This window comes from Leuconostoc citreum (genome assembly GCF_007954785.1).
GTDB classification, from domain to species: Bacteria; Bacillota; Bacilli; order Lactobacillales; family Lactobacillaceae; genus Leuconostoc; species Leuconostoc citreum.
Map to the genome: position 1 here is coordinate 1,418,616 of NZ_CP042410.1, position 24,038 is coordinate 1,442,653.

Sequence of the window (24,038 nt, forward strand, 5' to 3'; positions counted from 1 at the left end):
GCTTTTTGTTTATTTATATTTTTCTTCCAACTGACTCATCCATAGGCCTATACTAGTACCTATCAAGAATAATAACGCACTAGCAATGCCACTGACCAGATTAAAACCACTATAATCGGCAACTGGTGGCACAATAATTAATACAGTTGAGACAATAACAATTCCTAAAATCACATGATACACTTTCGCATGATACTGTCTAATCAAAAAATGCATAATCTTTGATAGTAAAAGAAGTGTCACTAAACCACCTAGTGTGATGGGGATGAAAACCCCCGGATCAGCACGCTTAAAACCCTGAATCATTGGCTTAAACAACCCGAGATACAGCAGAAAATTAGAAGGGCTTAAACCAGGTACAATGACCCCTAATGCAATTAAGCCGCCAGCAAGTAACCAAGAAAAGAAATTAACTGGTAATTGGCCAACTAGTCCTGCGACATTATATAAGAACACACCACCAATAATAATTGTGGCAAACAATACCAACCAATCAGACCAATGACGACCTGTCTTGCTACTTTCTTTAAACAAAGTTGGTAAAGTCCCCACAATTGCCCCAGCAAATCCCCACAAAACAACTGCCTTATAAGTCGTCAACAAGTAGGACAACGGATTGCTAAGCAAAATAATACCTACAATGCCACCAAGACCAACCGGCAAGAAATACCAAAAGTCACGCTTAAAATTTTGACGTACATGAGCCATAAAATCTAACATACGTTCATACAAACCAAGTATTGCTGCGAGTACACCACCTGATACGCCTGGTAAGATAAAACCAAGTGCGATAAATATACCCTTAACAAAACGGCTAATCCAATTTTTAATGATTTGATTTTCCATAATAATAGCCTAACATATTTTTAGAATATACTCATTAAATATGTTTTTTCTCATTATGTCCTGTTGCGCCAATCTGCTAATGTTTTTTGGATATCTTCACTTTGACTAATCATGCTAATCACCGCTGCCCCGTCTACGCCCGTTGATAAAACCTTCGATAAATTATCACGTTGAATCCCACCAATAGCTACAATTGGGTGATGCGCGATGCGAATCAATTGGCTGAGTCCAGATATGCCAATTGGCGGTTTGGCATCTGACTTACTCGTTGTTGCAAATATTGGGCCGACACCTATATGGTCAATACCCGCTACATGAGCAATTCGCTGGTATTCTTGCTGGTTAGACACGGAAACACCGACAAACAAATTGCCAGATTGTTTAATATTATCAACTGGCCGACCATCATCCTGACCAAAATGAATACCATCAGCAGCAATGGCGTGTGCTAATGCCATATCATCATCGATTACCAGAGGGACATGATATTGCGCTGTTAGTGCGCGTACTTGCTTTGCTAATTGTAACTTTTTTTGCCCAACTAACGCACCTTGCCCTTTTTCACGATACTGAAATAGGGTAATTCCACTTCGCAATGCCTTATTTAAGATTCTTAAAAATTCTGCTTCGTCAGCAACATCTTGTGTGCCCATAATGAAATACCGAGCTAACATCGTCTTATCAAATATCATAAATCACCTCTGGTTGGTTTTTTATTGTACTTTGGGCTAGGTGATTTAACGGCCCATAGCGATGACCAACCAAAATACCATCACGAATAGTTGCATCAACATAAGTCTTGGCAGCAATAATGGCAGTTTCTAAATCATGTCCTAGTGCGAGTTGTGCTGTAATCGCAGCGGAAATTGTATCGCCAGTACCATGCGTCCGTGCTGTGTTAAAGCGCTTTGTCCTTAGCCAAAAATGACGACCATCTGCCAACAAAATATAATCTAAAACAATTGGTGCATCCCCGTGGCCGCCCTTTAGTAGCACATTTTTTGCGCCCAACGTCTGTAACTGTTGTGCAGCCAGCATGATATCATCTGTGGTTTTAATTGATAGATGAGTTAATACTTCTGCTTCAGGTAGATTCGGTGTCACTAGTGTTGCCAAAGGCATCAACAGTGTTTTCACTGCTGAAACAGCCTCATCAGTTAATAGCTGTGCGCCACCTTTAGCAACCATAACAGGGTCTAAAATTAACGGCCCAAAGTTAAATTTAGTCATTGCTTTTGCCACCGTTTCAACCGTGGCCGTATCGCCTAACATGCCCGTTTTCACCGCACGAATTTTCAAATCATCAGCAACAGCTGACAATTGTGCCATAATCATATCTGGTGTAATCATTTGGACTTTTTGAACACCACAAGTATTTTGTGCCGTCACCGACACCACAATATTTGCCCCATAAACACCTTGAGCTGAAAATGTATTTAAGTCTGCCGTCATACCTGCGCCACCACTTGAATCTGTGCCAGCTATTGTCATAGCCTGCGGTGTATCATTCATATTTTTTCACCTCCTTTGCAATAAATGTTTCAAGCTTGCTTTCTGATAATAAGTATAATTCATCTAATACCTGATTAGCAAAGTAACCAGGTGTGGTTACTTTGTGGCTTGCTGTTAAACCAGCTAATTTCATCATAGCCATAGCACGAACAGTGTTGTCCATAGAAATTTCATCACCGTTGAATGCTCCGATTATAGCTGATAATGCATCACCCGTACCAACATTGCTAGCTAGTAATGGTACGTTAACTGGTAGCACACGCGTTGTTTTACCGTCAGAAATAACATCGCTAGGGCCACTCATTGCAATAATTGCGCCGGTTTTATTCGCAGCTAACTGTGCAATCTGCTCTATATTTCCTGATCCAACGGCATCAATACCATGACTGGCAAAATCGATGCCAGCAAACCAGGCAATTTCGGCAGCATTACCACGAATAATATCAACTTTACTATTTGTGAGCAACTCTTGAACAGGAACGCTTCTAGACGGTATACCTACCGCAACAGGATCCAAAACCACTACTGTCTTTGTTTGATTGGCAATTTGTATCAGCTTTACTGTCTCAAGCAGCTCTGCTCGTCGCCAGGTACCAGTATTAACTACCACGGCATCACTGACAGCAACGAGATCCGAAAACTCTGCCACTTCTCGTGCCATAATTGGCGAGCCACCAATAACATTAACAGCATTTGCAACAAACTGCGGTGTCACATAGTTAGCATAATTAAATACTAAAGGTGTTGTTTCTTTTAATGTTGATAACTTCATATTTTTAATTCTCCAATCAATTGCGACAAAATTTTTGTGCCCGCCACAGCTTTTAAAAACAAATAAGCTAGTATGGCACCAAAAACCGATGCTGGCAGAAAAAACGGTATATAAAAATAAAAATGTGGTACTTTAACATGATAAAGCCAAGTCATTATTGGCGCGGAAACAATAGCTGAAATAATGCCTGTTCCAACGATTTCACCCAGAACCGCGGCTAGGTAGTTGTCCGTTAGACGATATAATAGACCAGCTAGCGCTGCACCAAAAACCGCGCCTGTAATAGCTAAAATTGGGCGTCCTTCTAATACCATCCGCAAGCCACCTGTTAAAAAGGCAACACCAATTGCATACCAGGGTCCTAATAGTACAGCTGTAATAACGTTAAAAAAATGTTGAAAAGGGGCCATATTAGGTAATACAACAATACTAGACGTTGCAAACGATAGTGCGGTTAACACACCAGCTATGCTGATTTGACGTAATGTTTTATGGCTACCCGATTTTACTGTTATCTCCAAAACATACTCCTTTTACCTATTAGCATGCCACCATATGAGCAATCAAAAAGCCGCTACTTATTTACGCTGGAAATAAGTAACGGCTACCAAAAAAACGTGCTTTATTAGTACCATTAGTGTATCTCCCTTCGCGCGCATGACCACGATCAGGTTCAATGGGTATTTCTCAGCCAATAAAGGCACCCCAGATAGGTTTATTTAGTTTATGGCATAATTGTAACCTAGCTTAACACGATATGCAAGATTCAATTTAAGGCTTACCATGTTTTATCATCAAAATCACGCATTTGCTGCGTCAATGATAATTGTGATTCAGAGGTCACCCGACTATAACTTGTAGTATATGGGTTTTTCATTAAGTGTTTCATTTGTGCAAATAAATCACTGGCTAAAAAATCAGCTAGTGCATCGTGATCCGGCCAAAAAGTCCATAGCATGAAGTCAGCTTTACCATTACTATTTTGCGCTAAAATTGCGTGGTTCGGCACGAGTTGCTTGATTAATTCATCGTTATGTTCTTTGCTTTGAAAAGCAATTTGATGTACCACATCGCCAACTATGGGCGACTTAACGATGCGACTATCAAAAGACATTGGTCTCTGAAATTTCGCAACCAAGTCAGGAGCGTCCAACAACAAGACGTTTGTTCCAGCTAGTTGTGACTCTTTACCCAAATAAAAAAAGTTGTCTGCATGTTGCGCTTGCATTGCAAGTAATGTTGCAGGTTCTTGTTCCGGTGTTAAAATTAAATTGATTTTCATAAGAATGGCTCCTTTAACGCATTCACGACATTTGATGATAAACGTGCTTGATGAGATAAAATAAAGTGTTGTACACCAGAAAAAGTTGTCAAATCAACCTCAGGTTTAATAACATGGGCAGCAGCAAGCTTTTTCGCAAAGGTTATATCAGCCTGCGTCATCATACTAACGCCCCATGAATCATTTAATAAAAGTGACTCCCATTGATTTGTCAATATTGCCTCGGCGCGTCTGAAACGACTGTCTTTATCAATAAAGCTACGTAAATCCATCGGCTCTAATTTTTTATCCATATGTTCGCTTAAAATTTTCCTCACCTCCTATGCCAAATCAATTGGTATCATTTTTCCAAATGGTTGCTTAATACTTAAGCGCTTTCCACGAGGTAATAGCCAATATACTTGATGAAAATTTGTTGATAAAGCAGTGTGCTCACCATCACCATCGGTTAAAATAACGATAACGGTCCGCATTGGCTCATAGTGTTTTGCTACAAGCATATCAAAGATACATTGAAATGATGTACCCCCACCTGCATGTCTGACCCATTGTTTAATACGCTTAACAACATGCACTGTTGTATCAAAAGAAAATATTTGTATATTTGCATCGAACTGCTTCGTAATCTGTGCCACTTGCGCCAACATCATACTCACTTGGTGATTAGATATCGAAGCAGAATTATCAACAAAAATTATCAATTGTAATGCATAAGTACTGAGTTCTCCTGGCAAATCTAAACGATAGGCTTGACGTCGGTTAAATCGTGCACGTGTTGTTTTACGGCGATTAGGTATAGCACTTAATCCTGCACGTAAAATCGCTCGCCAATGACGTTTGGGTACCATAATTTCATCAATCCGTTGCTGGATACTTCCCGGCAACTGTCCTCGACCGGAACGTTGTGCATCTTTTTGTGCCTGTCTGATGACTGTCTCTAATGCTGCCTCGGCTTCATCTAATGATACACCAGCACTTTGCCATTCTTCATGGCCTGAATAATTGCCAGCATATTGTGGTAATAACTTATCATCGAGTTCCGCCAGTTGTGCAATATACTGCGCAGAATCTTGATATGGTGGTAACAGCTTACCATAAATCCCCAAGATGGTCTGTAACGTGATGGCCTCTGGCAGGTCACCTAAATGTGATGGCAAATATTGATTGACTGCTATATCCGTTCCTAAATTAACCAATTGACGACGTTGCTTTCTATCAAAAGCATAGCGAGTTGGATGAGCCCAAACAATATGTAATGCCTCATGAGCCAATGCTAATGCAACTTGATTATGATTACTAAATTGACGGTTAAATCGGGTTGGATTCACAATCAAAAACCAACGATGTGCTTGCCATCTCAGCTGCAAGGCCGTCAATGCTTTTTCGTCATCATCGCGTGCTAAATTCATCACAATATTACCATACAGCGGTGAAACATCTAAAAGTGTTTTGATGCCATCAACAATCAGATTGTTATTTAAATTTGTCATCGTGTCGCAATATCCATAATTTGCTGATACAAAACATTGGCATAATGCGCATCAGAAGCATACAAATCATCTAAAATCGGGGCACTTGTCATTTGCTTAACTAAAGCATATTGCCCATCTGGTGATACCAAACCTAATAATTCACTAAATCGCCCAGCGTTATTATCAGTAGTCATATTAGCTGTTAATAATAATGTCTTCATAACGCTTAATTTTTGAATATCGGAAAGTTTTTCAAACGTTAATCGAATTGTCTTAGGTAACTGCGGTCCCACCGGTTCTGTCTCAAAAACATCTGCTGCCGTTAGACTAGGTGTCTGTTCACGAACAAACGTCACAAATTGCGTAGCAACTTGATGGCCTAAATCACCAGCCACAATATCAAATAGCAGTTGGTCTTGCATAGGCGTTGCTAGTTGTCGTAACTCGTACAAATTATCAGATACACGTTGCCATGCGCGCGGCGTTGGGTTCAAGTCAATTTGTCTGACTTCTGGATATAAGAGCGTGGCGTGCTGCGAAATAAATTGTCTTACCAGTGGATGAATGTGCTCTCGATGCTGAGTTTGTTCTTGCTTAGCCCAATCTAACCAATCAGTCACTGAAACCGACATAACCAAACGCGTGGTACGATCTTTAATGGCAGCATCGGAAGTCTGCACAGCATATTCTGAGTCTTCAAACCCAGTCATCGAATCATCTGGGTTTTCTGCTAGAACTAATTTGACATTTTGGGGTAAAATCAAATCATTTATCTGACGCTGTAAAACCAAATTCATGAGCTCACCTTGCACAGCTTGTGACCCACGATTGAATTCATCTAGAAACCAAATGATGGGTTTTTCTGGGTTGGCCTCAGCTTGTTGAATAATTTGAATCAACGTATGGGTATAACCAAATTGAACATCCGCTAAACGACCATAATTTTTCGTCGTTATAAAAGCTGCATCAGTTAATGGTGGTATAGGTATCGCTAAATCCCCTTTTTCAGATAGTGATACCACTGTTGTAAATAGTGTTGCATTTAAACGCTTAGCAACAGTTTGTACAAGTGCTGATTTCCCAATCCCCGCTTCGCCAACAATTGTTGGCACATTGCCACCCTTTAAGATCAAAGGCACAGCTGTTAATAGTTGTTGAAATGATAATGCCATATTTTGCCCTCTTTTACTTAACTCAATTTTACCGCTAATTTGTTTTTCATGCTAAAATAAAGACATGACAAAACTACTTATTCTCGGTGCTAACGGTCAGATTGCTAAACTCGTCGTCCCTATGTTAGCTAATACCGATGTACAATCTACTTTAACTTCATTACATGGACGTTCTGACAAGAATATTCAAACACTTGACGCTGTCAATGAAACGCAGTTAGTCTCTATGTTAAAAGATATTGATATCGTTTATGCAAATATCGGTGCAGAAGGACGACAAAAAACAGCCGCTAACAGTGTTGTTAATGCTATGCATCTAGCTGGCGTGCGCCGCTTAATTTGGGTTGCCACGGTTGGTGTTCATGATGAATTACCTCAAAAACAAAGTGATTTATGGGCAAATATACTCGGCACAACAGATAATGAAAATACCTACATGGGTGATCAGGCCGCAGCTGTGAAAAGGATTATGACTTCTGGTTTAGACTATACAGTTATTCGTCCAAATGAATTAATTGATGATAATATCATGCAACAGTTAACTATTCAAACGGATCCAAAAGAAATAATTCAAGGTGGTCCGGTTACCCGAGTAAGTGTTGCTGAATTTATTACGCAAATTATTTTAAATCCGACAACCTACAATAGCATGTCTGTTGCTATTTCTAATAAAACAAATTAAAACACGAGCCACTAAAGTGGCTCGTGTTTTAATTTTACTTTGGTTTTTCGGCAACATATTTCCAATAAGCATCAATAATTTTAGCTGATATCTTACCGTTAGTACCATCTAAGTAGTTATTCATACCCGGAATGGCCATTGCAACAGCAAATGGTTGGCCTGGTACGTAAGCTACCATTGATTCAGTATACGTATCATGTCCATTAGTTTTGGTTTCCGCAGTTCCTGTTTTTGCGTAAACATGGGGCTGTAATTTGTGCATATCGCTACCACCCGTGTTCCAAGGATCGGAACCATTGGCTACACGTTCCATACCATTTTTAATGACTTGCCATTCATCAGCGGTAAGATTAACTTGGCCTTGAATATTTGGTGTTGCGGTCCAAACAGTTTTTTGCGTATCGCTATTTGGCATGCTTTGCTGGACAGCTCCAACGACATGTGGCGCTACAAGATAACCACCATTAGCAATTGTTGATACATAACGCGCTAATTGTAAAGTCGTATAAGAATCATATTGTCCAAACGAGGCATACAAATACTTTCCACGTGCCTCACCGGTCGTTGGTCCGCGATAACCAGCGGTCTCACCAGAAATATCAATTCCAGTCTTAGTACCTAGTCCAAACTGACCAAACCCATTGCGTAATGTTTGAAAGGCATCTGGTTGCAAAGCTAATGGTGATCCTGGACTATAGGTTTGACCACCAATTTTCATACCTAACTGTACAAAATAAGTGTTGGAAGAACGCTCAAATGCGGTTCCAGCATCAATAGGCACTGGTGCTCCGGATTTGTTCCAGTAAGAGGTAATTTCAGGTGTCCCAGCAATTTTAATCGCTTGATCATTTAGCACTGTGTTACTAGGTGATATAACCCCTTTTTGAAAGGCTGTTGCCATCACTGCTGGCTTAACAACAGATCCCATCACAATTGCATGATTCATATTACCTAATGGGTCAGCCGTTTTTTGACCCGTTTCGTAATTGCGATCAACACCTGCCATTGCATAAATACCGCCAGTGAAAGGATTAATGACTGTCGCATAAGCGCCTTCCACATCACCGCCAGGCACATTGTCTTCCAAAATCTTTTGAACCTCACTTTGGAAACGTGCGTTGATTGTCAATTTGACATTATCACCGGCTTGCCCGTTATATTTAATTTGTGATGATTTAACCTGACCATTACTGCCAGTTGTCACTAGGGTTTGAGATGCTGAGCCTTTCAAAATTGATTCATAGCCCATTTCTAAACTAGAATTACCAACCGGCTCATTTTGTGAGTAGCCTTGTGCCAAAAGTGTGTGTAACTTACTTTCTGGCAAACCTGTCGCCTCATTGGTTACTGTACCAACCAAGGCTTTAAATTCATCCCCCTCAGGATATTGGCGTGACCAGCTTGTTCCAAGCTTCACACCAGGAAAGTCACTTAATCGCTCGCCAACTTCAGCTAACTCTGTGTTCGTTACCCCTGATTCTTTAATAAAAGTAGTTGATAATGTGTAAGCGCCACTCATGCGCTGGAAAATCATGGCAGCATTGCTATCAACGTTATCAGCTAAGTGATTTTGCTGTACATAAGCCACCATATATTTATTAATTTGGTCTGGCGTCAGCGTACTCTTCTGTTTCTGATATTTTTTGACCATAATGGCCGATAATTTTGTATTATTTTTGTTATCGGCTAAATAAAAGTCAACTTTAGCCCGCTCACTTAGCCGCTGTGTATCAACTGCTACTATTTTCCCAAGCTTAATAGCCGTTTGCCGCATTGTTGGTGCTGTCACTGCCGTCCCACGTGTAAACGTAATAGCAGCCTGTGCCTTGTTACCAACAATAACTTTTCCAGTTGCATCATAGAACATACCGCGCGGAACGTTACCCTTTTCAATGGTTTCATCACTACGGTTTACTTCTCCCTGATAATATGCACCTTGTTTGATTGTCAGAAATGCTAACTGAATAATGAGTGCTATCATTAAGGTGAGTGAAATACCCAATAATATGTTTAAACGTACGGGTAGATTACCACTAGCACTATTTTTTTTATCACGATCTTCTAAGTAAGGATTACGCTTCATATTTGACCCCAATTTATCAATAAGTTACTTAAACTAGATTACCACAAATCCTGTTTTCGCGCTAAAAAAGACTAAAAATTTGGTATATTAGTAACATGAATAAAAAACACTACTTTATTTCACCATTAGCACTTAGCTTTTGGCTCCCAGCTTTAGTAATACTGGGTTATTTTGTTTATCGGGGTATGGCGCCATTTGGACCAAACTCTATTTTAACAGTTGATCTAGGCCAACAATATATTGACCAATTTGCTGCTTTCAAACACACATTTTTATCCCATCCTACAAGTTTTTTCTATTCATTTAGTAATGCGCTAGGTGGTGATATGCTCGGCGAATGGGCTTACTACCTTATGAGCCCATTTAATGTCATCTATTTATTCACGCCAATTGTGCACTTACCCTCTGCCATATTATTTGTTACCGTACTGAAATTTGGTAGCGCTGGCTTAAGTATGGCTTGGCTTTTAAAACAACTACAGTTGCAACGCGGTTACTACATCACATTATTTGCCGTTAATTATGCTTTATCTGGGTGGTTTATCGCCAACGATTTAAACCTGCTCTGGTTAGATGCTGCCATATTACTCCCAATACTGATTGTACAAATCGAGGCTCTTTTCAAACAAAATAATTGGTGGCGCTATGCCCTAATTTTAAGTCTAACCATTACCAGTAACTATTACATTGGCTACATGATTACATTATTTGTTATATTGTATTTTATTTGGCGTTTAACTTGGCCAAACCAAATTAAGCAGCGCTGGCAAGTAATCAAACATTTTGTTTACGGTAGCTTACTTGCTGGTGCTTTAAGTGCTTGGCTGATATTACCCACATATTATCAATTACGACTAGGTAAGGCCCAATACAATACGAATTGGTCTTTCAAATTTGACAATGATCCCGTTAAATTAATCCTGAAACTAATTCCAGGTAGTTTCGATTTCAATCAAATGCAAAGTGGACAAGCTAATTTTTTCGTCTCTGCTTTTATATTGTTTACAGTCATTGGCTTTTTTGTTGTCAAAACGGTTCATTGGCGCATTAAAATAGGCGCACTATTGCTTCTTGGTATTCTATTAATCGCAACAACCTGGGCCCCTTTAACAATTATATTCCACGGTATGCAATATCCTGTCTGGTATCCCTATCGTTTTAGTTTTCTAATTAGCTTCATGTTCATTTATTTAGGCGCGTTGGCTTGGCAACCAAATCAACCATTAAATCTTATGAGTAGCTCATTAAGTCTCGTATGTATCATTACTATCACTTTTTACGCTTATCAACAAAGTCATCATCTCAGCTACATCGATCAACGTAGTATATCGTTATTTGCGATTTTAGCTATGCTTATACTTGCGCAACTGATGTTTCCATCACATCATCGCTATCAGTGGTTATTGCTCTCTTTTACCGTTCTCATGCTAGTCGTCAACGTTTTGCTAACACTCAACCGTTTTTCCTACCTCACAAACACTGAATATCAAAGAACAATTAAATCACTTACACCTGCCATCAAAAAAATTAAAACAGATCGAACTTTTTATCGGATAGCACAAACCTTTCAACGTACACGCGGCGATAGTATGATGCTAGATTTTTATGGTGGTTCACATTTCAGTTCAACGCTACCAAAGGCAACACCTACTTTCTTTGGTAATATAGGTCAACCAGATGGTGATAACTACGTTGCTTATAGTAATGGTAGTTTATTATCGGATGCCTTGTTAGATATGAAATACATTGTGGCCCCAAATAATCAAGATAAACACTTGCCCGGTGATCCAAGTACACATTTGATTGGTTATCGGCCTGATACATCAAAGTATCATCTTAAAGCAGTAACAGACAAAACAAGTGTATGGGAAAATCCATACGCGCTGCCACTGGCTTTTGCAGCTAGCGATACTGTACTCAAAACAGCAATGCTACTAAATAACCCTATGCAGAACCAAAATAATATCTGGCAAGGACTAAACGCTCAAAAAGCACCCTTAGTGACGGCAGAAAATTTCAGCCAAGCCGTTGGCCATAACGTCAATACGCCAGCTACAATTACGGATGCATTATTGGTAAAAAACAAACCCAACGAGCCAGCTAGCCTTGACCTCACGTTTAATCCAAAAACCAATGATAGCTATTATTTAACACTTGGTAGTGGCTTACCGATTAAAGATTTTGATTTACTCATTAATGGCCAAGTGATTACACAGTTTAATTCTTACCGCCATACTGTCATTATTAATTTGGCCTCACAGGTTAAAAATAAACCACAAACTGTTACCATACGTTTTAAACAAACTCGCTCGTTGTTATTAAACAATGTTACCTTATACCGCATATCGCAAGATAATTTCCAGCAACAAGTTAATCAGTTAAAAGCACATCCCCTAACTATCGATGAATATCGCGACAATAAGATTACTGGCAATATCACGACAACTAAGCAACAACCCCTACTTATGACAACTATTCCTAGCACACCTGGCTGGCAAGTGCTGGTTGATGGAAAACGTGTCAAAACAGAAAAAGTGGCCAATTACTTTATCGCTGTGCGAACCGCCCCTGGAAAGCATCATGTCACCTTTAAATATACACCACCTTTTTTCTGGCTAGGTGTCATGTTAACAGGCACTGCTGTCCTGATTTTAGGCATATTCCAGTTTTATTATAAAATGCTTGCAAGAAAACGCTCTGCATGATATGCTCGTCTTGCTATTATTTGCGAGAAATACGCAAAATTGAAAGGAATCTTTTTATGTCAGAAGAAAAAGTATTTCCAATGACAGCTGAAGGACGCGATAAGCTCCAAGCTGAATTGGAAGATCTCATTACACGTCAACGCCCAGAAATTACAAATCGCATTCAAATTGCACGTTCATACGGTGATTTATCTGAAAACTCTGAATATCAATCTGCTAAAGATGAACAAGCTTTCGTTGAAGGTCGCATTCTCACATTGAAAAAAATGATTGAAAATGCCGAAATTATTGACCCAAACGCAACAGCTGCAGATGTTGTGTCCCTCGGTAAGACTGTCACATTCAAGGAACTACCCGATGAAGAACCTGAAACGTATGCAATTGTTGGTTCAACTGAGTCTGATCCGTTGGCTGGTAAAATTTCTAATGAATCAGCTATGGCAGTTGCACTACTTGATAAAAAAGTTGGCGACAAAGTCTCTGTTCCGCTACCAAGTGGTGAAAGTATTGACGTTGAAATTCTAAAAGTTGAAAAGTAATAAAAAGGACTTGCTGTTAGCAAGTCCTTTTTATTACTTCTTTATGCAAACTGATTAATATTTCCAATAATAATTGCACCGACAACAACTAGTATTGTGCCAATAATTATTAACTTCATTTGGTAATTAGACTTCTTTTCGCCTAATAGATAAATACCGCCAAATGTTGCCACAATGATACCTAATTGTGAGAACGTCGTTGCAATTGTTTGACCGATGGCTGGGTTAGCGGCTGAAATAAACATAAATATATTACCAGTCGCCCAAACTAACCCAGTCAAAATGTTTTTCCATGTTGGTTTGTTAAACATTTTATCCGCTTCTTTTAACACAAAGATAACAATCAAAAATGCACCAATTACTTGTCCAATCGCTTGAGGCCCAACGATTGCAGTCATATAGTCAACACCATTATTCTTAGCTTTAATGGTATCAGAAATATAGCCAATTTTATTCAAAAAATTAGGTAATACGAAATAAAACATATACCCAACAGTCGAGATAGCTAGATACACTAACCCTTTAGTCATACTTTTCGCTTGGCTTTCAATGCCTGAATTTAATGCCTTATCACGCGCAGAAATAAGTGTTGCACCAATAACAACGGCAATAATCGATATCACACCGATAGCCCACATCTTCCCTGTTTTCCAATCGCCAAGCACCACTGCTGCCATTAAAGCATTTGTAACAATTTGACCAGCAGTAGACAATGGAATAGCCAAGGACACACCTAAATCTTTAATTGCCAAGAATTGGCCGGCAGTACCAACTGCCCACACAAGACCAGATGCGACGCCCACTGTCCAAATTTCTTTTCCTAAATAGGCATGGTGTGGCATCACATAGAAAAACATAGTGGCTAGTCCGAATAATAGCGCACCAAATGTCATGCCTAATGTCTGTTGCCCAGCTGAGCCACCCATTTTTGTATTGACGAGACCAACTGATCCCCAAGCTAATGCAGGCACAAGTGCCAACAAAATTGCTGCATTCATTATATCTAATACTCCTTCATCGTGTTTGATTAACAAAAACTATTTTACACGAATGAAAACGTTTACACAAGTCTTTTTAGGAAATTTTGTAAACGTTTTCATCATTATTCTTGTAACTTACATCACAATCTCTCTATATATTAAAATGAGATACAAGCTGATAGCTGCTTTAACTTGATTATCGCGTATTTTTTATGAAAAAACTCATGATGATCTATTAAAAATAGGCTGACGAGTGTGACTTCACTCATCAGCCTATTTTATTTATTTATCATATTTTTGCATGTTCCAAGTTTCAATTACATTAATGAGTAATTTAGTATAGTTAACATCTGTTGCATAATGATCATCGTAGAGCGCCTTAGCTGCCTGTTTATAATTTTTAGCTGATAAAACGTCCTTAAATTGATTAGGGTTCCAAGAATTACCATTCACAATTGTTTCAGCATGCTCCCGCATACTGTCCTTCCAACTATCATAGACAGCAAAACGTGCCTGTTGTGTTTCAGGTTTGCCGTCCACATATTCTGTAGTGTCTAGAACAACTGACTTACCTGGTGTGGTATCTTGTGTTTTAACACCATAAAAGTTATTATACTTTGATGACAACTTAGAGTTATCCCAATTCGATTCATGGGCTGCTTGTGCAATAGAAACTGAAGCTAAGATCCCATACTTTTTGGACAACTCTTGTGCATAAGGAGCAATTTTTTTAACAAAAGCTAAGCGTCGTTCAAATTCCGATTTACCAGAAGTAGCAATCAATGCCATAACATTTGGCGTTGCCAAACCATTGCTTTTTAACGTTTTATAATATGGTTGCATTGTTGTATCAGAAGTTTTTAACATTGTTTCAACAACATCACTAGCATTTTTAGCATTTGTTAAATTAAAGGCTTGTGGATAAATATAGTCTAATAATTTGGCATCCTGCGTATCTGATTGATTAACACCTCGCAACAAATCTGGATACTTCTGATACATCTTAGCGATTAATTTTTTATCATTAAGTGCTGTTAAGACAGACTGTTCTGAGACATTCTTGACCTTATCAGAAACATTTTTAGCAACTTGACTAGCAGATTGTCCAACGCTGACCATGACATACCCCTTTGGTAGACTCGGTTCAGCTGTCGGACCACTCACCATCTGTTGATAAATTAACTGTATCGTTTGTGAAGGTGATAGATGATACGTTCCGGCTTGTAACTTTTCTGCTCCTTGAGACATAGCATACTTGTAAAACGCTTTGGCGCTCTTAATAATTTTTTTATTTTCTAGTGTTTGACCCATTTGCATGGCCGTGGAACCATCATTAATTTTGACAGTTTTAAAAGTGGTATCCTGTGGGTTTAAAGCAGCATTGTTATCCGTAAAAAGTGCCTTAATAACTAGTACAAAGCCCACAACAACAATAACGGCCAAAAATGCCGTTAGCCATTTAGACTTTTTAGATCGCTTTTTGTGTGGCCCACGGCCACCGCCTATTGGTCCAGCAAATGGATTATTTGATGTACTATTTTGTGTGGCATCTAAAGCTTCTGCTGCTTTTATTTCATGTTGATGCCGTTGTTTTCGAGATTCCATAGTTTATCCTCTAAAATAAATTATCATAATAATGAAAGCGACCAGTATCATTAATACTAGTCGACTTGTTATATTTTAGCATATTTTTTTATGGGATAGATTAAGAGAAGATTACTTTAACGCTTCTACATCGCGTGCAATCATTAGTTCTTCATTAGTTGGTATTAATAGCGCCTTGACCTGTGAGTCCTTTGTTGAGATTTCAATTTCTTCACCACGCTTCTCATTAGCTACTGAATCTAATTGTATACCAAAATAAGCTAAACGATCGATAATTCTTTTTCTAATTGGAGATGAATTTTCACCAATACCAGCTGTGAATACCAACGCATCTACGCCACCCATTTCGGCAATATATTGCCCCACATACTTAACAATACGATTGACAAAAATATCGACAGCCAACCGCGCATGATCATTCGTGTCCTGAACGTCTAATAAATCACGCATATCAGATGAGATTGTTGATAAACCTAATAAACCTGATTTTTTATTCAAAATAGTCAGCATCTCGTCATTTGATAAGCCCTCTCGTTCTTGAATATAATAAACTAGTGATGTATCAACATCTCCAGATCGCGTAGCCATTGCTACGCCAGCTAGCGGTGAAAAGCCCATAGATGTATCTAATGACTTACCATCCTTAATAGCAGTAATAGATACACCGGCACCTAAATGTAATGTGATGAGTTTAAGTGATTCTAACGGCTGCTTAAGCATAGTTGCCGCACGAGAGGCCACATAGCGATGCGAGGTACCATGAGCACCATACTTACGTGCCCCATAGCGCGTATAGTATTCATAAGGCAACGGATAGAGATAGTTTTCTTCGGGCATCGTCTGATGAAATGATGTATCGAATACGGCAACAGATAGCGCATTGGGTAAAAGCTTCTGAAAGGCACGAATTCCCATGGCATTAGCTGGATTGTGCAAGGGTGCATAATCGGCAAGACGATCAATTTTTTCTAAAACGGCATCGGTCACAACAACAGAATGATTAAACCATTCACCACCAGCTACGACACGGTGTCCAACACCTGTAATTTCATTAAAATCTTCAATAATGCCTAAATCTGTTAACTTTTGAAGCATGAAATTAATGGCCTGCTGATGATCTTTAATCGCCAGCACATTTTCATACTTGTGCCCCTTACCGTCTTTTAAAATAACAATATGGTCATCATCTTCAGAGTTACCAATTAAACGTTCACCCTGCACTTCTGAACCGTACTTAATTGTCACAATAGCGTCATCCATCCCAATTCGCTCGATAACACCTTGTGCAATTACTTGTTCTGCTGGCATCTCTAATAATTGAAACTTTAGCGAAGAACTGCCGGCGTTAACAGCCATTGTTTTAGCCATAATATGATTTTTACCTGTCTTTCTTAAACGTTTCTTGACTGGACGCATGTTGAAAATATAAGACAAAAATAATTCAGTAGACTTTGCCATACATTTAGGCGATGTTTACAATCTCACGCTTCATTCTTTTCTCTATCCAGTTTAACCCAAGCCTTGATATCTTGCAAAAATTTTTTTAAATTATCCACATCTTTCAGTGGTGGATATTGTCCCATTAAAATGTCACCAGTATTCTCTGCCTGCTTTTTTCTAATCACTAAAATAGCTTTCGCAGCACTCTGGTTTTGAAAAAAATTGTTCGGTAATTGTAAAAATGCTTTAATTTGTGCCTTTGCTGTAAGCATGCCTAACAATTTTTTTGAATCAGTTCCCGATAGTACATCCGCTGGAACAAGCAAATATGCCCAACCATCAGGCGTTAAAAAGTCTAGACTCTTTTCTATTAATAGTTGATGTACCATTGACTGTCCATTGGCTAGCTGTGTGGCATAATAACTCGGTGCTGCCATTGGATAATAGCCTACTGGTAAATCAGCTATAACAACCTTAGCCTTTGGTGTGTCTTCTAATTGAACGACATCTGCCTCATAAAAACTAGTTGTTCTATCGTTAATCAAGCCATCAACCGCTGAAGCTAACGCTAACTGCCTACTATCATTATCAATCCCTATTCGAGCAACTGTAATGCCGTTATCTACTAACAAATTGTTAACTGTGTTGAGTAAGTTTCCTGTACCAACATTAAAGTCTATTAGGGTATCACCCGTTTTGAGTGCCGCAGTTTGTAATAGAAAATCCGATAACAAATAACCAATACCATCGGGTGTAATTTGAGAATTGGCGGGTACTTTATCTTCACGATGAACTTTGAGCGTAACAAGTTGTAATAGTTTACGCAAATCATCAGCTGACAGTTTATCTTGCCTGAGCGATTGTGTTAACGTTTGTATTTGCTCAACTATAACTGAATTAGGTTTATTAGCATCGACATGAACAGATCCATCATTGATGTCTTCAAGTATTTCAACAAGTGCATCTGTAAAATTCATGTCAACATCTTTAGAAAAATCAGTCGTTATTGCCGTTAAATTATCAAAGTATTGTGCTATTTTTTCTTGTGTCATAGCTTAATTTTAGCGTCTTTCACCTGTGTTTTCAAGAAGATGTCACTGCCAATAAATCTCTATTGTGATAGCGTGACCCTATTTTGATAGTTATCTTTTGCCCATCTATCATAATGTCATGCTGATCAATTTTTTGGTGACGGTGCCCAGACTTTGCAAACTCAAGACTTGCTTCTAATTGAAGCCGATCTAATTCGACTGCCAAAATCATTTGTCGGCGATTAGATAGTTGCGCATTAAACGCATTGTTTTGTAATAGTAAACCAAAGCTCAACATTGCTAACATTATGACCGTTGTGACAGTAATTGTTGCTTCTACACGTATCATTTGGCCGCTTTACTTTCTTTTAAAAAGAGTATATCTGTTGCTACCTGTCCCTTGTTGTTTACCACAGTTATGTCTGTGTATCCTTGATGACGAACTATCTTCATTTTATTGATATTATTCATCAAAATAATTTGACCAGCACCCTCGCCTAGTAACTTAAGTTTTTGATTGTCTACTTTTAATATCATTTTTTTACCTTCACTATTTTCTAATATTATCTGGTCTGGGAATCTATCAGCAAGCAAGTATTTTTGCGCTGCTAGTTGATGCACAATTATGTTTAATGTCATATCTGAAGACAACTCACTTCTATACTTAAACATTGGCAACACCAACTGCATTGTGAGTAAGAGCAATGCTATAATACCAAACGATAATAGGGATTCAATTAAAGTGAAACCTTTTCTATCGCCCACTAATATAATCTCGCCATTTTTTTGCTGAAATAACACGAAATTTAGTAGCATCCTCATATTGCGCTTTTAATTTCGTTTCTTGCTGTTTAAAGTTAGCAATTTGCTGATATTCAAATATGCTCAATCCCGTCACCAAGAATAATGATAATAATGCCTCCGTCAAGATAAAGGCAGATCTACGATTTTTCCACACGATATTCTCCTCCACCAAAACTAAAAATAATTTTTATGTATGCTGACCCATTAGTTAATGTTACAGTAGTCGGTGCGACATAGCCTGTGGGTAAAATATCTAATTGTTGCTGTCCTTTGTGGCGATACCCCTTAGGATAAATCAAATTAGCATGAGCCATTGCAACAGATTTTTCTTTAAAACAAACATAGCATTTTTGCTGCTTTTGTTGCGCAGTAAGACGAACATGTTGCCAATTCGAGTGAAAAGCCGTTTCCCAATGGTTAATATTTGATGTTTGTGGTAGCGAATTCTGTACGCCAAAAGTAATCACCCCCGCAATAATACCTAATACAATCAGCGATTCAATTAACGTATATCCTTTATCTATGTGCTTCATTATTAGCAATTACTATCTTTAACTCTTTAGCCTTTTGTGCCTGTTTTGACGTCAAGTAACCGGCTGATTTCAATTCCTCGATTGTGACATTTTTCTTGTCTGGATGGTCATTAATATATAAATCAATTTGTGTCTGAATAGTCGATACCATTGCTACCTGATGTGTTTCGACAGCCTTTTGGCGTTGTGTGTTTAGATTGGGTAAAATTAACAACATTAAGAGACTGATGATAAACAGTACAATAGCTGATTCAATTAGTGTGAATCCAGATGATAAATGCTTGCATTGTAATCTTTTAAAATTCATTGATACAACCTTCCTATAGATTGGTACATGGGTAACAACATAGACATATAGACACCGATGATTGACAGCCCAATTACACCAAAACAAATCGGTTGTATCGTGTTAATGAGTCGATCAATTTGTCTCATAGCCATTTCAAATTGAGTTTTAGCATAATATGATAGATGCTTTGCAATAATTTTAGGTGCTTGTCCACGAGCAAAGTAACCTGCCAGTGACTCATTAAAATAAGTTTGTCTTAAAATATAGTTTTCAACAGACTCGCCATCTGCCAAATATTGTTTCGCATGAGCAATTATGACTGATGCTGTTTTTGACAATACTTTGCGCTGAGGAACATCAGATAATGATTCTAATACTTGTGGTAATGTTAAACCATTAGCCAGCAATACCGTCAACTGTTGTGAAACTTGATACGTTACAATTGTTCTTATAATTGCACCAATAATTGGTAGTTTAACCAAAATAAGCAATTTTTTTCGAGAACTAATTTTAAACCAACATATCATTACCATAACACTAACAATTAAAAGTATTGTTGTTACAACAAACGGCATTGAGACAAAAAGTGACTTATTTTCTGACATATCGACATTTTGCCACTGATTCAATATTGGTGAAATAAAATATTTAATGCCTACTAACAGTGCGCCTAAAATAATAAGTAGTATCATAGGATAACGCATAACTTGTTTGATTTTATTCTTTTGTCGTTGTATTTGCCTTAAATTTTTTCCAATTAGTATTAGGGATTCAGATAAATTGCCATGCTGATCTGCTAATCGGAGCTGTAACAAAATATCTAGGCTAACATATGGTCTAAGACTATCCGAAAATGACTGACCTGCTGCTAAATCTTTCTGGATATCAGATAACCAAGAACGCCATGAATGGTGTGCTAAAAATAGTGTGTCTAAACTTTGTGCCATATCATACCCAGATTGTAATAAAGCGCCGAGTGATTGAAAAAATACTATTTGCTGCTGTTGTTTAAATCGCTTTGTATGTTTCATAGACCGCCTTGGATATAATATTGTGTTTAAGCGCGTATTGGAGTGTCTCTCGCCACATATTAGAAAATTTTTCAACCGATTCTCCCGCTATAATACGCTTAATTAACCCTTCTGACAGATAATCAATAAGCGCTGCTTGAGTTCCAGATATAGTTGTAATTAGGCGTTGATAGACAACACCACCAAGCGCTAGTTTCAATTGCTCCGATTTGATACCAAGATCTAATAGACGTAAAACAACATCACGTGCTGACATAGCATGAACCGTACTGAACACTAGATGACCACTAAGCGCTGCACGTATCGTAGCTTTTGCAGTAGCAGTGTCTCGTATTTCGCCTACTAATAACACTTCAGGACGGTGACGTAACGCTACTTTGATTAGTGCATCGTAATCCATTTGTGCTGACGTATTGACCTGCAATTGTATAAATTGATGCTGTTGAATTTCAACTGGGTCCTCAATCGTCAAGACTAACTTCTCAGCTGCTATGTTGTTTAATAGGCGATACAGTGTTGATGTTTTCCCCGATCCCGTGGGTCCAGCAATAACAAACAATCCACTATTTGGTATGGCAGCTCTGAGTTGCTTAAATTGACCATCATCTACCCAATTTTGCTGCTGTTGATTGGTATAAATAAATCGTAAAACAACGGTTTCACGGTTCAAAAAATCACCTACGGTAGATACGCGGATCCAAATCTTACCAAAAATAAATCGCCCTATTTGCGGCCTTCGCTTCTCAGCAATATCCATGTGAGCACGATATTTAATTGATGCAATCAACCGCTGTACGTTAGTATTCTCTACATACTTAGATATCTTCAGTTTCCCATTAACATGAAACTTGATAACATATTTTTCTTCCTTAGTTGGCGAGATATAAATATCATTCACACCTTTTAACATCGCTTCGTTCAGTATTTTTTCCATTCATATATTACGACCTTTCTAACTTTCATATGGCATAATACGTGACAACAACAAATTTATCTTATTATTATCCCCTAAAAGAAAGCATCTGAATTATTTAAGGTACTAAAAAAGTTGGCCAGCGTAACAAAAATGTTACGCTGACCAACTTTTATGTTGATTCTAAATATTAATAATTTTATTCACCTAAACGAGCACGGAAGTCTTTTGTCGCTTCTTCATAGCCAGGCTTACCTAAAAGCGCAAACATGGCTGTTTTGTAAGCTTCAACACCTGGTTGGTTGAACGGATTAATACCAAATGTGTACCCAGAGGCACCCACAGCCATTTCAAAGAAGTAAATCATGTAACCTAATGTGTAGGCATCTTGCGCTGGCAAATGAACCGCCAAATTAGGTACACCACCATCAACATGTGCTAGCGTAACACCTTGTGACGCTTTAGTATTTACCTCATCAATGGTAATACCCTCAAGGTACTGTAGACCATCATTATTACCCGCTTCATGTGGCAAATCCAAATTTGATACCGGATTATCTAACTTGACAACTGTTTCAAATAAGTCACGACGGCCTTCCTGAATATATTGACCTAGTGAGTGTAAATCAGTTGAGAAGTTCGCAGAAGATGGGTAAATACCCTTTTGATTTTTACCTTCTGATTCACCCATTAATTGTTTCCACCATTCAGACAAGTATTGCATTGTGGGTTCCCAATTAATTAACAGCTCTGTTGTGTATCCCTTATCGTACAAAATACGACGTGCAGCAGCATACTTATAGGCTTCATTCTTAGTTAAATCTGATTCCGAATACTCTTCTTGGGCATCTTTTGCACCGTTCATCAAGTCTTGAATATTTGCACCACTAGCCGCAATTGGCAATAATCCAACAGGCGTTAAGACTGAGAAACGACCACCAACACCATCAGGAATAGTAAATGTCTCATAACCTTCACTGATAGCTTCGTCATGCAATGCCCCATGCTTAGCATCAGTAGTAGCATAAATACGCTTTTTAGCCGCTTGAGCACCGTATTTCTTTTCTAGTAATTGCTTGAATACACGGAAAGCAATTGATGGTTCTGTGGTTGTGCCAGATTTAGAAATAACATTCACTGAGAAATCTTGGTCACCGATGACACGCACCAAATCATTTAAGTATGATGCCGATGTTGAGTTACCAGCAAAATAAATTTTGACACCTTGGCGCTGGTCATCTGCTAGTTCATTATTAAACATTGGATTCAAGAAATCCACAGCCATCTTTGCGCCTAAGTAAGAACCACCAATACCAATCACAACCAAAATTTTTGAATCTGACTGAATTTGCTTAGCTGCTGCTTGAATACGTGAAAATTCTGCCTTGTCGTAATCAGTTGGTAAAGTAATCCAGTCGGAATACTCTGCCCCTGCGCCTGTACGATGGCGTAATTGTTCATCAGCCATTGTGATTAATGGTTGCATTTCTGAAAATTCATGTGCTGCCACGAAATTTTCAATGTTCTTTGTGTCAAATGTGATGTGTGCCATAGTGTTAGCCAAACGTCATTTGCTATTATCAGCTAGTGACGCGTTTCCTCCTTAAAATATGTTAAGCGCTTACAAATTTATTTTATCACAATTTCGCTGCCGCTGCGTCATCAATAATGACTGTAACATTGGGATGTTGTTGCAGCACAGAAGCTGGGAGCTTTTCAGTGATAGGTCCAGATATCATTTGTGCCACTGCATCTGCTTTTTCAGCACCAAATGCCATTAACAATATATGCTTGGCGCTCATTACTGAACCAATGCCCATGGAAATTGCTTGTGTCGGTACATCTACTTCATGATCAAAAAAGCGCGCATTTGCATCAATTGTAGACTGCGTCAAATCAACGATATGCGTTTTGCTATCAAAAGCTGTGCCGGGTTCGTTAAAACCAATGTGTCCATTACGACCAAGACCGAGCAACTGTAAATCAATAGGATTCTCTGCAATAATTCTGTCATACTGTGACGTGGCCGCTTGGCGGTCAGGATTTTTGCCATCAGGGATAAATGTTTGCTTGAACGCTTTATGATTAAATAAATGTTGCGCCATAAAAAAATGATAACTTTGTGGATCATTACCAGAAAGACCTAGATATTCGTCTAAATTAATAGCAGTAGCCTGAGAAAAATCTAGTGGACTTTCAACAAGGCGTTGGTATAAAGGTACCGGTGTAGAACCCGTTGCTAAGCCAAAAACCCTTGCCCCTTTGGTTAAGGTCTCTGCAAAGATGTCATAGGCACGTGCAGCACCTTGGCTTGCGTTGTTAACTTTTATAATGTTCATCGTTACTC

26 protein-coding genes and 1 riboswitch are annotated in these 24,038 nt (G+C 38.6%); of the genes, 3 read left to right on the forward strand and 23 right to left on the reverse strand.

The features are described from left to right. Positions 1 to 9: 9 nt before the first annotated feature. From FGL72_RS07010 to FGL72_RS07050, 9 genes are all read right to left on the reverse strand, one after another. Positions 10 to 846, reverse strand: a complete 837-nt coding sequence (locus tag FGL72_RS07010) for a DUF368 domain-containing protein (protein ID WP_004904351.1) — start codon at positions 844 to 846, stop codon at positions 10 to 12. A gap of 53 nt (positions 847 to 899) precedes the next feature. Next, positions 900 to 1,538, reverse strand: a complete 639-nt coding sequence (gene thiE / locus FGL72_RS07015; RefSeq protein WP_085699804.1) for a thiamine phosphate synthase — start codon at positions 1,536 to 1,538, stop codon at positions 900 to 902. Beyond that, positions 1,528 to 2,358 (reverse strand): bifunctional hydroxymethylpyrimidine kinase/phosphomethylpyrimidine kinase, encoded by an 831-nt coding sequence (thiD, locus tag FGL72_RS07020; protein WP_004904352.1) that lies wholly within the window; start codon positions 2,356 to 2,358, stop codon positions 1,528 to 1,530. Before thiD ends, thiE begins: the two co-directional genes overlap by 11 nt. Continuing rightward, positions 2,351 to 3,130 (reverse strand): hydroxyethylthiazole kinase, encoded by a 780-nt coding sequence (thiM, locus tag FGL72_RS07025; protein WP_085699802.1) that lies wholly within the window; start codon positions 3,128 to 3,130, stop codon positions 2,351 to 2,353. The genes thiD and thiM overlap by 8 nt, the downstream gene beginning before the upstream one ends. Further along, positions 3,127 to 3,651, reverse strand: a complete 525-nt coding sequence (gene thiW, locus FGL72_RS07030; protein WP_004901207.1) for an energy coupling factor transporter S component ThiW — start codon at positions 3,649 to 3,651, stop codon at positions 3,127 to 3,129. Before thiW ends, thiM begins: the two co-directional genes overlap by 4 nt. A gap of 106 nt (positions 3,652 to 3,757) precedes the next feature. Continuing rightward, positions 3,758 to 3,848: riboswitch (TPP riboswitch) on the reverse strand. A gap of 60 nt (positions 3,849 to 3,908) precedes the next feature. Next, positions 3,909 to 4,412, reverse strand: a complete 504-nt coding sequence (locus FGL72_RS07035) for a hypothetical protein (protein ID WP_085699801.1) — start codon at positions 4,410 to 4,412, stop codon at positions 3,909 to 3,911. Then, positions 4,409 to 4,705 (reverse strand): hypothetical protein, encoded by a 297-nt coding sequence (locus FGL72_RS07040; protein ID WP_004901213.1) that lies wholly within the window; start codon positions 4,703 to 4,705, stop codon positions 4,409 to 4,411. Before FGL72_RS07040 ends, FGL72_RS07035 begins: the two co-directional genes overlap by 4 nt. A 27-nt stretch (positions 4,706 to 4,732) precedes the next feature. Then, positions 4,733 to 5,902 carry a vWA domain-containing protein gene (locus FGL72_RS07045; protein ID WP_085699799.1) on the reverse strand — a complete coding sequence of 390 codons (1,170 nt, stop codon included), beginning with the start codon at positions 5,900 to 5,902 and terminating at the stop codon, positions 4,733 to 4,735. Continuing rightward, on the reverse strand, positions 5,899 to 7,056 hold the full coding sequence (locus FGL72_RS07050) for an ATP-binding protein (protein WP_048801787.1): 1,158 nt from the start codon (positions 7,054 to 7,056) through the stop codon (positions 5,899 to 5,901). The genes FGL72_RS07045 and FGL72_RS07050 overlap by 4 nt, the downstream gene beginning before the upstream one ends. Positions 7,057 to 7,120: 64 nt before the next feature. On the opposite strand from FGL72_RS07050, the gene FGL72_RS07055 reads away from it, so the two are divergent. After that, positions 7,121 to 7,738, forward strand: a complete 618-nt coding sequence (locus FGL72_RS07055; RefSeq protein ID WP_004904357.1) for an NAD(P)H-binding protein — start codon at positions 7,121 to 7,123, stop codon at positions 7,736 to 7,738. Positions 7,739 to 7,772: 34 nt separating this feature from the next. Here FGL72_RS07055 and FGL72_RS07060 read toward each other — a convergent pair whose 3' ends face one another. Continuing rightward, positions 7,773 to 9,821: a penicillin-binding transpeptidase domain-containing protein gene (locus tag FGL72_RS07060; RefSeq protein ID WP_004901231.1), complete on the reverse strand. Its 2,049-nt coding sequence runs from the start codon at positions 9,819 to 9,821 to the stop codon at positions 7,773 to 7,775. Positions 9,822 to 9,916: 95 nt separating this feature from the next. Here FGL72_RS07060 and FGL72_RS07065 point away from each other — a divergent pair, with 95 nt between their 5' ends. Together FGL72_RS07065 and greA are read left to right on the forward strand one after the other, a co-directional pair. Continuing rightward, the gene (locus tag FGL72_RS07065; RefSeq protein WP_085699797.1) at positions 9,917 to 12,526 is read left to right on the forward strand and encodes a YfhO family protein; all 2,610 of its coding nucleotides are present in this window, start codon (positions 9,917 to 9,919) and stop codon (positions 12,524 to 12,526) included. A 56-nt stretch (positions 12,527 to 12,582) separates the two neighbouring features. Continuing rightward, on the forward strand, positions 12,583 to 13,065 hold the full coding sequence (gene greA, locus FGL72_RS07070; protein ID WP_004901238.1) for a transcription elongation factor GreA: 483 nt from the start codon (positions 12,583 to 12,585) through the stop codon (positions 13,063 to 13,065). Between the two features lie 41 nt (positions 13,066 to 13,106). On the opposite strand, the gene FGL72_RS07075 is transcribed toward greA, so the two are convergent. From FGL72_RS07075 to nagB, 13 genes are all read right to left on the reverse strand, one after another. Further along, positions 13,107 to 14,063 carry a GRP family sugar transporter gene (locus tag FGL72_RS07075; protein WP_004901240.1) on the reverse strand — a complete coding sequence of 319 codons (957 nt, stop codon included), beginning with the start codon at positions 14,061 to 14,063 and terminating at the stop codon, positions 13,107 to 13,109. A 264-nt stretch (positions 14,064 to 14,327) separates the two neighbouring features. Beyond that, positions 14,328 to 15,650 (reverse strand): glycoside hydrolase family 73 protein, encoded by a 1,323-nt coding sequence (locus tag FGL72_RS07080; RefSeq protein ID WP_085699795.1) that lies wholly within the window; start codon positions 15,648 to 15,650, stop codon positions 14,328 to 14,330. A 111-nt stretch (positions 15,651 to 15,761) separates the two neighbouring features. Further along, positions 15,762 to 17,018: an acetate/propionate family kinase gene (locus FGL72_RS07085; RefSeq protein ID WP_048801814.1), complete on the reverse strand. Its 1,257-nt coding sequence runs from the start codon at positions 17,016 to 17,018 to the stop codon at positions 15,762 to 15,764. 113 nt (positions 17,019 to 17,131) lie between these two features. After that, positions 17,132 to 18,142, reverse strand: a complete 1,011-nt coding sequence (locus tag FGL72_RS07090) for a class I SAM-dependent methyltransferase (protein ID WP_085699793.1) — start codon at positions 18,140 to 18,142, stop codon at positions 17,132 to 17,134. Between the two features lie 31 nt (positions 18,143 to 18,173). Continuing rightward, entirely contained in the window at positions 18,174 to 18,470 is a 297-nt protein-coding gene (locus tag FGL72_RS07095) for a hypothetical protein (RefSeq protein ID WP_004901252.1), read from the reverse strand. Then, a complete protein-coding gene (locus tag FGL72_RS07100) occupies positions 18,467 to 18,922 on the reverse strand; it encodes a prepilin-type N-terminal cleavage/methylation domain-containing protein (protein ID WP_223246023.1) in 456 nt (151 codons plus the stop codon). The genes FGL72_RS07095 and FGL72_RS07100 overlap by 4 nt, the downstream gene beginning before the upstream one ends. Then, positions 18,876 to 19,079 (reverse strand): hypothetical protein, encoded by a 204-nt coding sequence (locus tag FGL72_RS07105; protein WP_004904363.1) that lies wholly within the window; start codon positions 19,077 to 19,079, stop codon positions 18,876 to 18,878. The genes FGL72_RS07100 and FGL72_RS07105 overlap by 47 nt, the downstream gene beginning before the upstream one ends. After that, on the reverse strand, positions 19,063 to 19,458 hold the full coding sequence (locus tag FGL72_RS07110) for a type II secretion system protein (RefSeq protein ID WP_004901260.1): 396 nt from the start codon (positions 19,456 to 19,458) through the stop codon (positions 19,063 to 19,065). Before FGL72_RS07110 ends, FGL72_RS07105 begins: the two co-directional genes overlap by 17 nt. After that, positions 19,442 to 19,765 (reverse strand): competence type IV pilus major pilin ComGC, encoded by a 324-nt coding sequence (gene comGC, locus FGL72_RS07115; RefSeq protein WP_004901262.1) that lies wholly within the window; start codon positions 19,763 to 19,765, stop codon positions 19,442 to 19,444. Before comGC ends, FGL72_RS07110 begins: the two co-directional genes overlap by 17 nt. Further along, entirely contained in the window at positions 19,762 to 20,778 is a 1,017-nt protein-coding gene (locus tag FGL72_RS07120; protein ID WP_004907502.1) for a type II secretion system F family protein, read from the reverse strand. Before FGL72_RS07120 ends, comGC begins: the two co-directional genes overlap by 4 nt. After that, a complete protein-coding gene (gene comGA, locus FGL72_RS07125; protein ID WP_012305043.1) occupies positions 20,756 to 21,712 on the reverse strand; it encodes a competence type IV pilus ATPase ComGA in 957 nt (318 codons plus the stop codon). The genes FGL72_RS07120 and comGA overlap by 23 nt, the downstream gene beginning before the upstream one ends. 178 nt (positions 21,713 to 21,890) lie before the next feature. Continuing rightward, positions 21,891 to 23,243 carry a glucose-6-phosphate isomerase gene (locus FGL72_RS07130; RefSeq protein ID WP_004901269.1) on the reverse strand — a complete coding sequence of 451 codons (1,353 nt, stop codon included), beginning with the start codon at positions 23,241 to 23,243 and terminating at the stop codon, positions 21,891 to 21,893. An 85-nt stretch (positions 23,244 to 23,328) separates the two neighbouring features. Continuing rightward, on the reverse strand, positions 23,329 to 24,030 hold the full coding sequence (gene nagB, locus FGL72_RS07135) for a glucosamine-6-phosphate deaminase (protein WP_085699791.1): 702 nt from the start codon (positions 24,028 to 24,030) through the stop codon (positions 23,329 to 23,331). Positions 24,031 to 24,038: the final 8 nt, after the last annotated feature.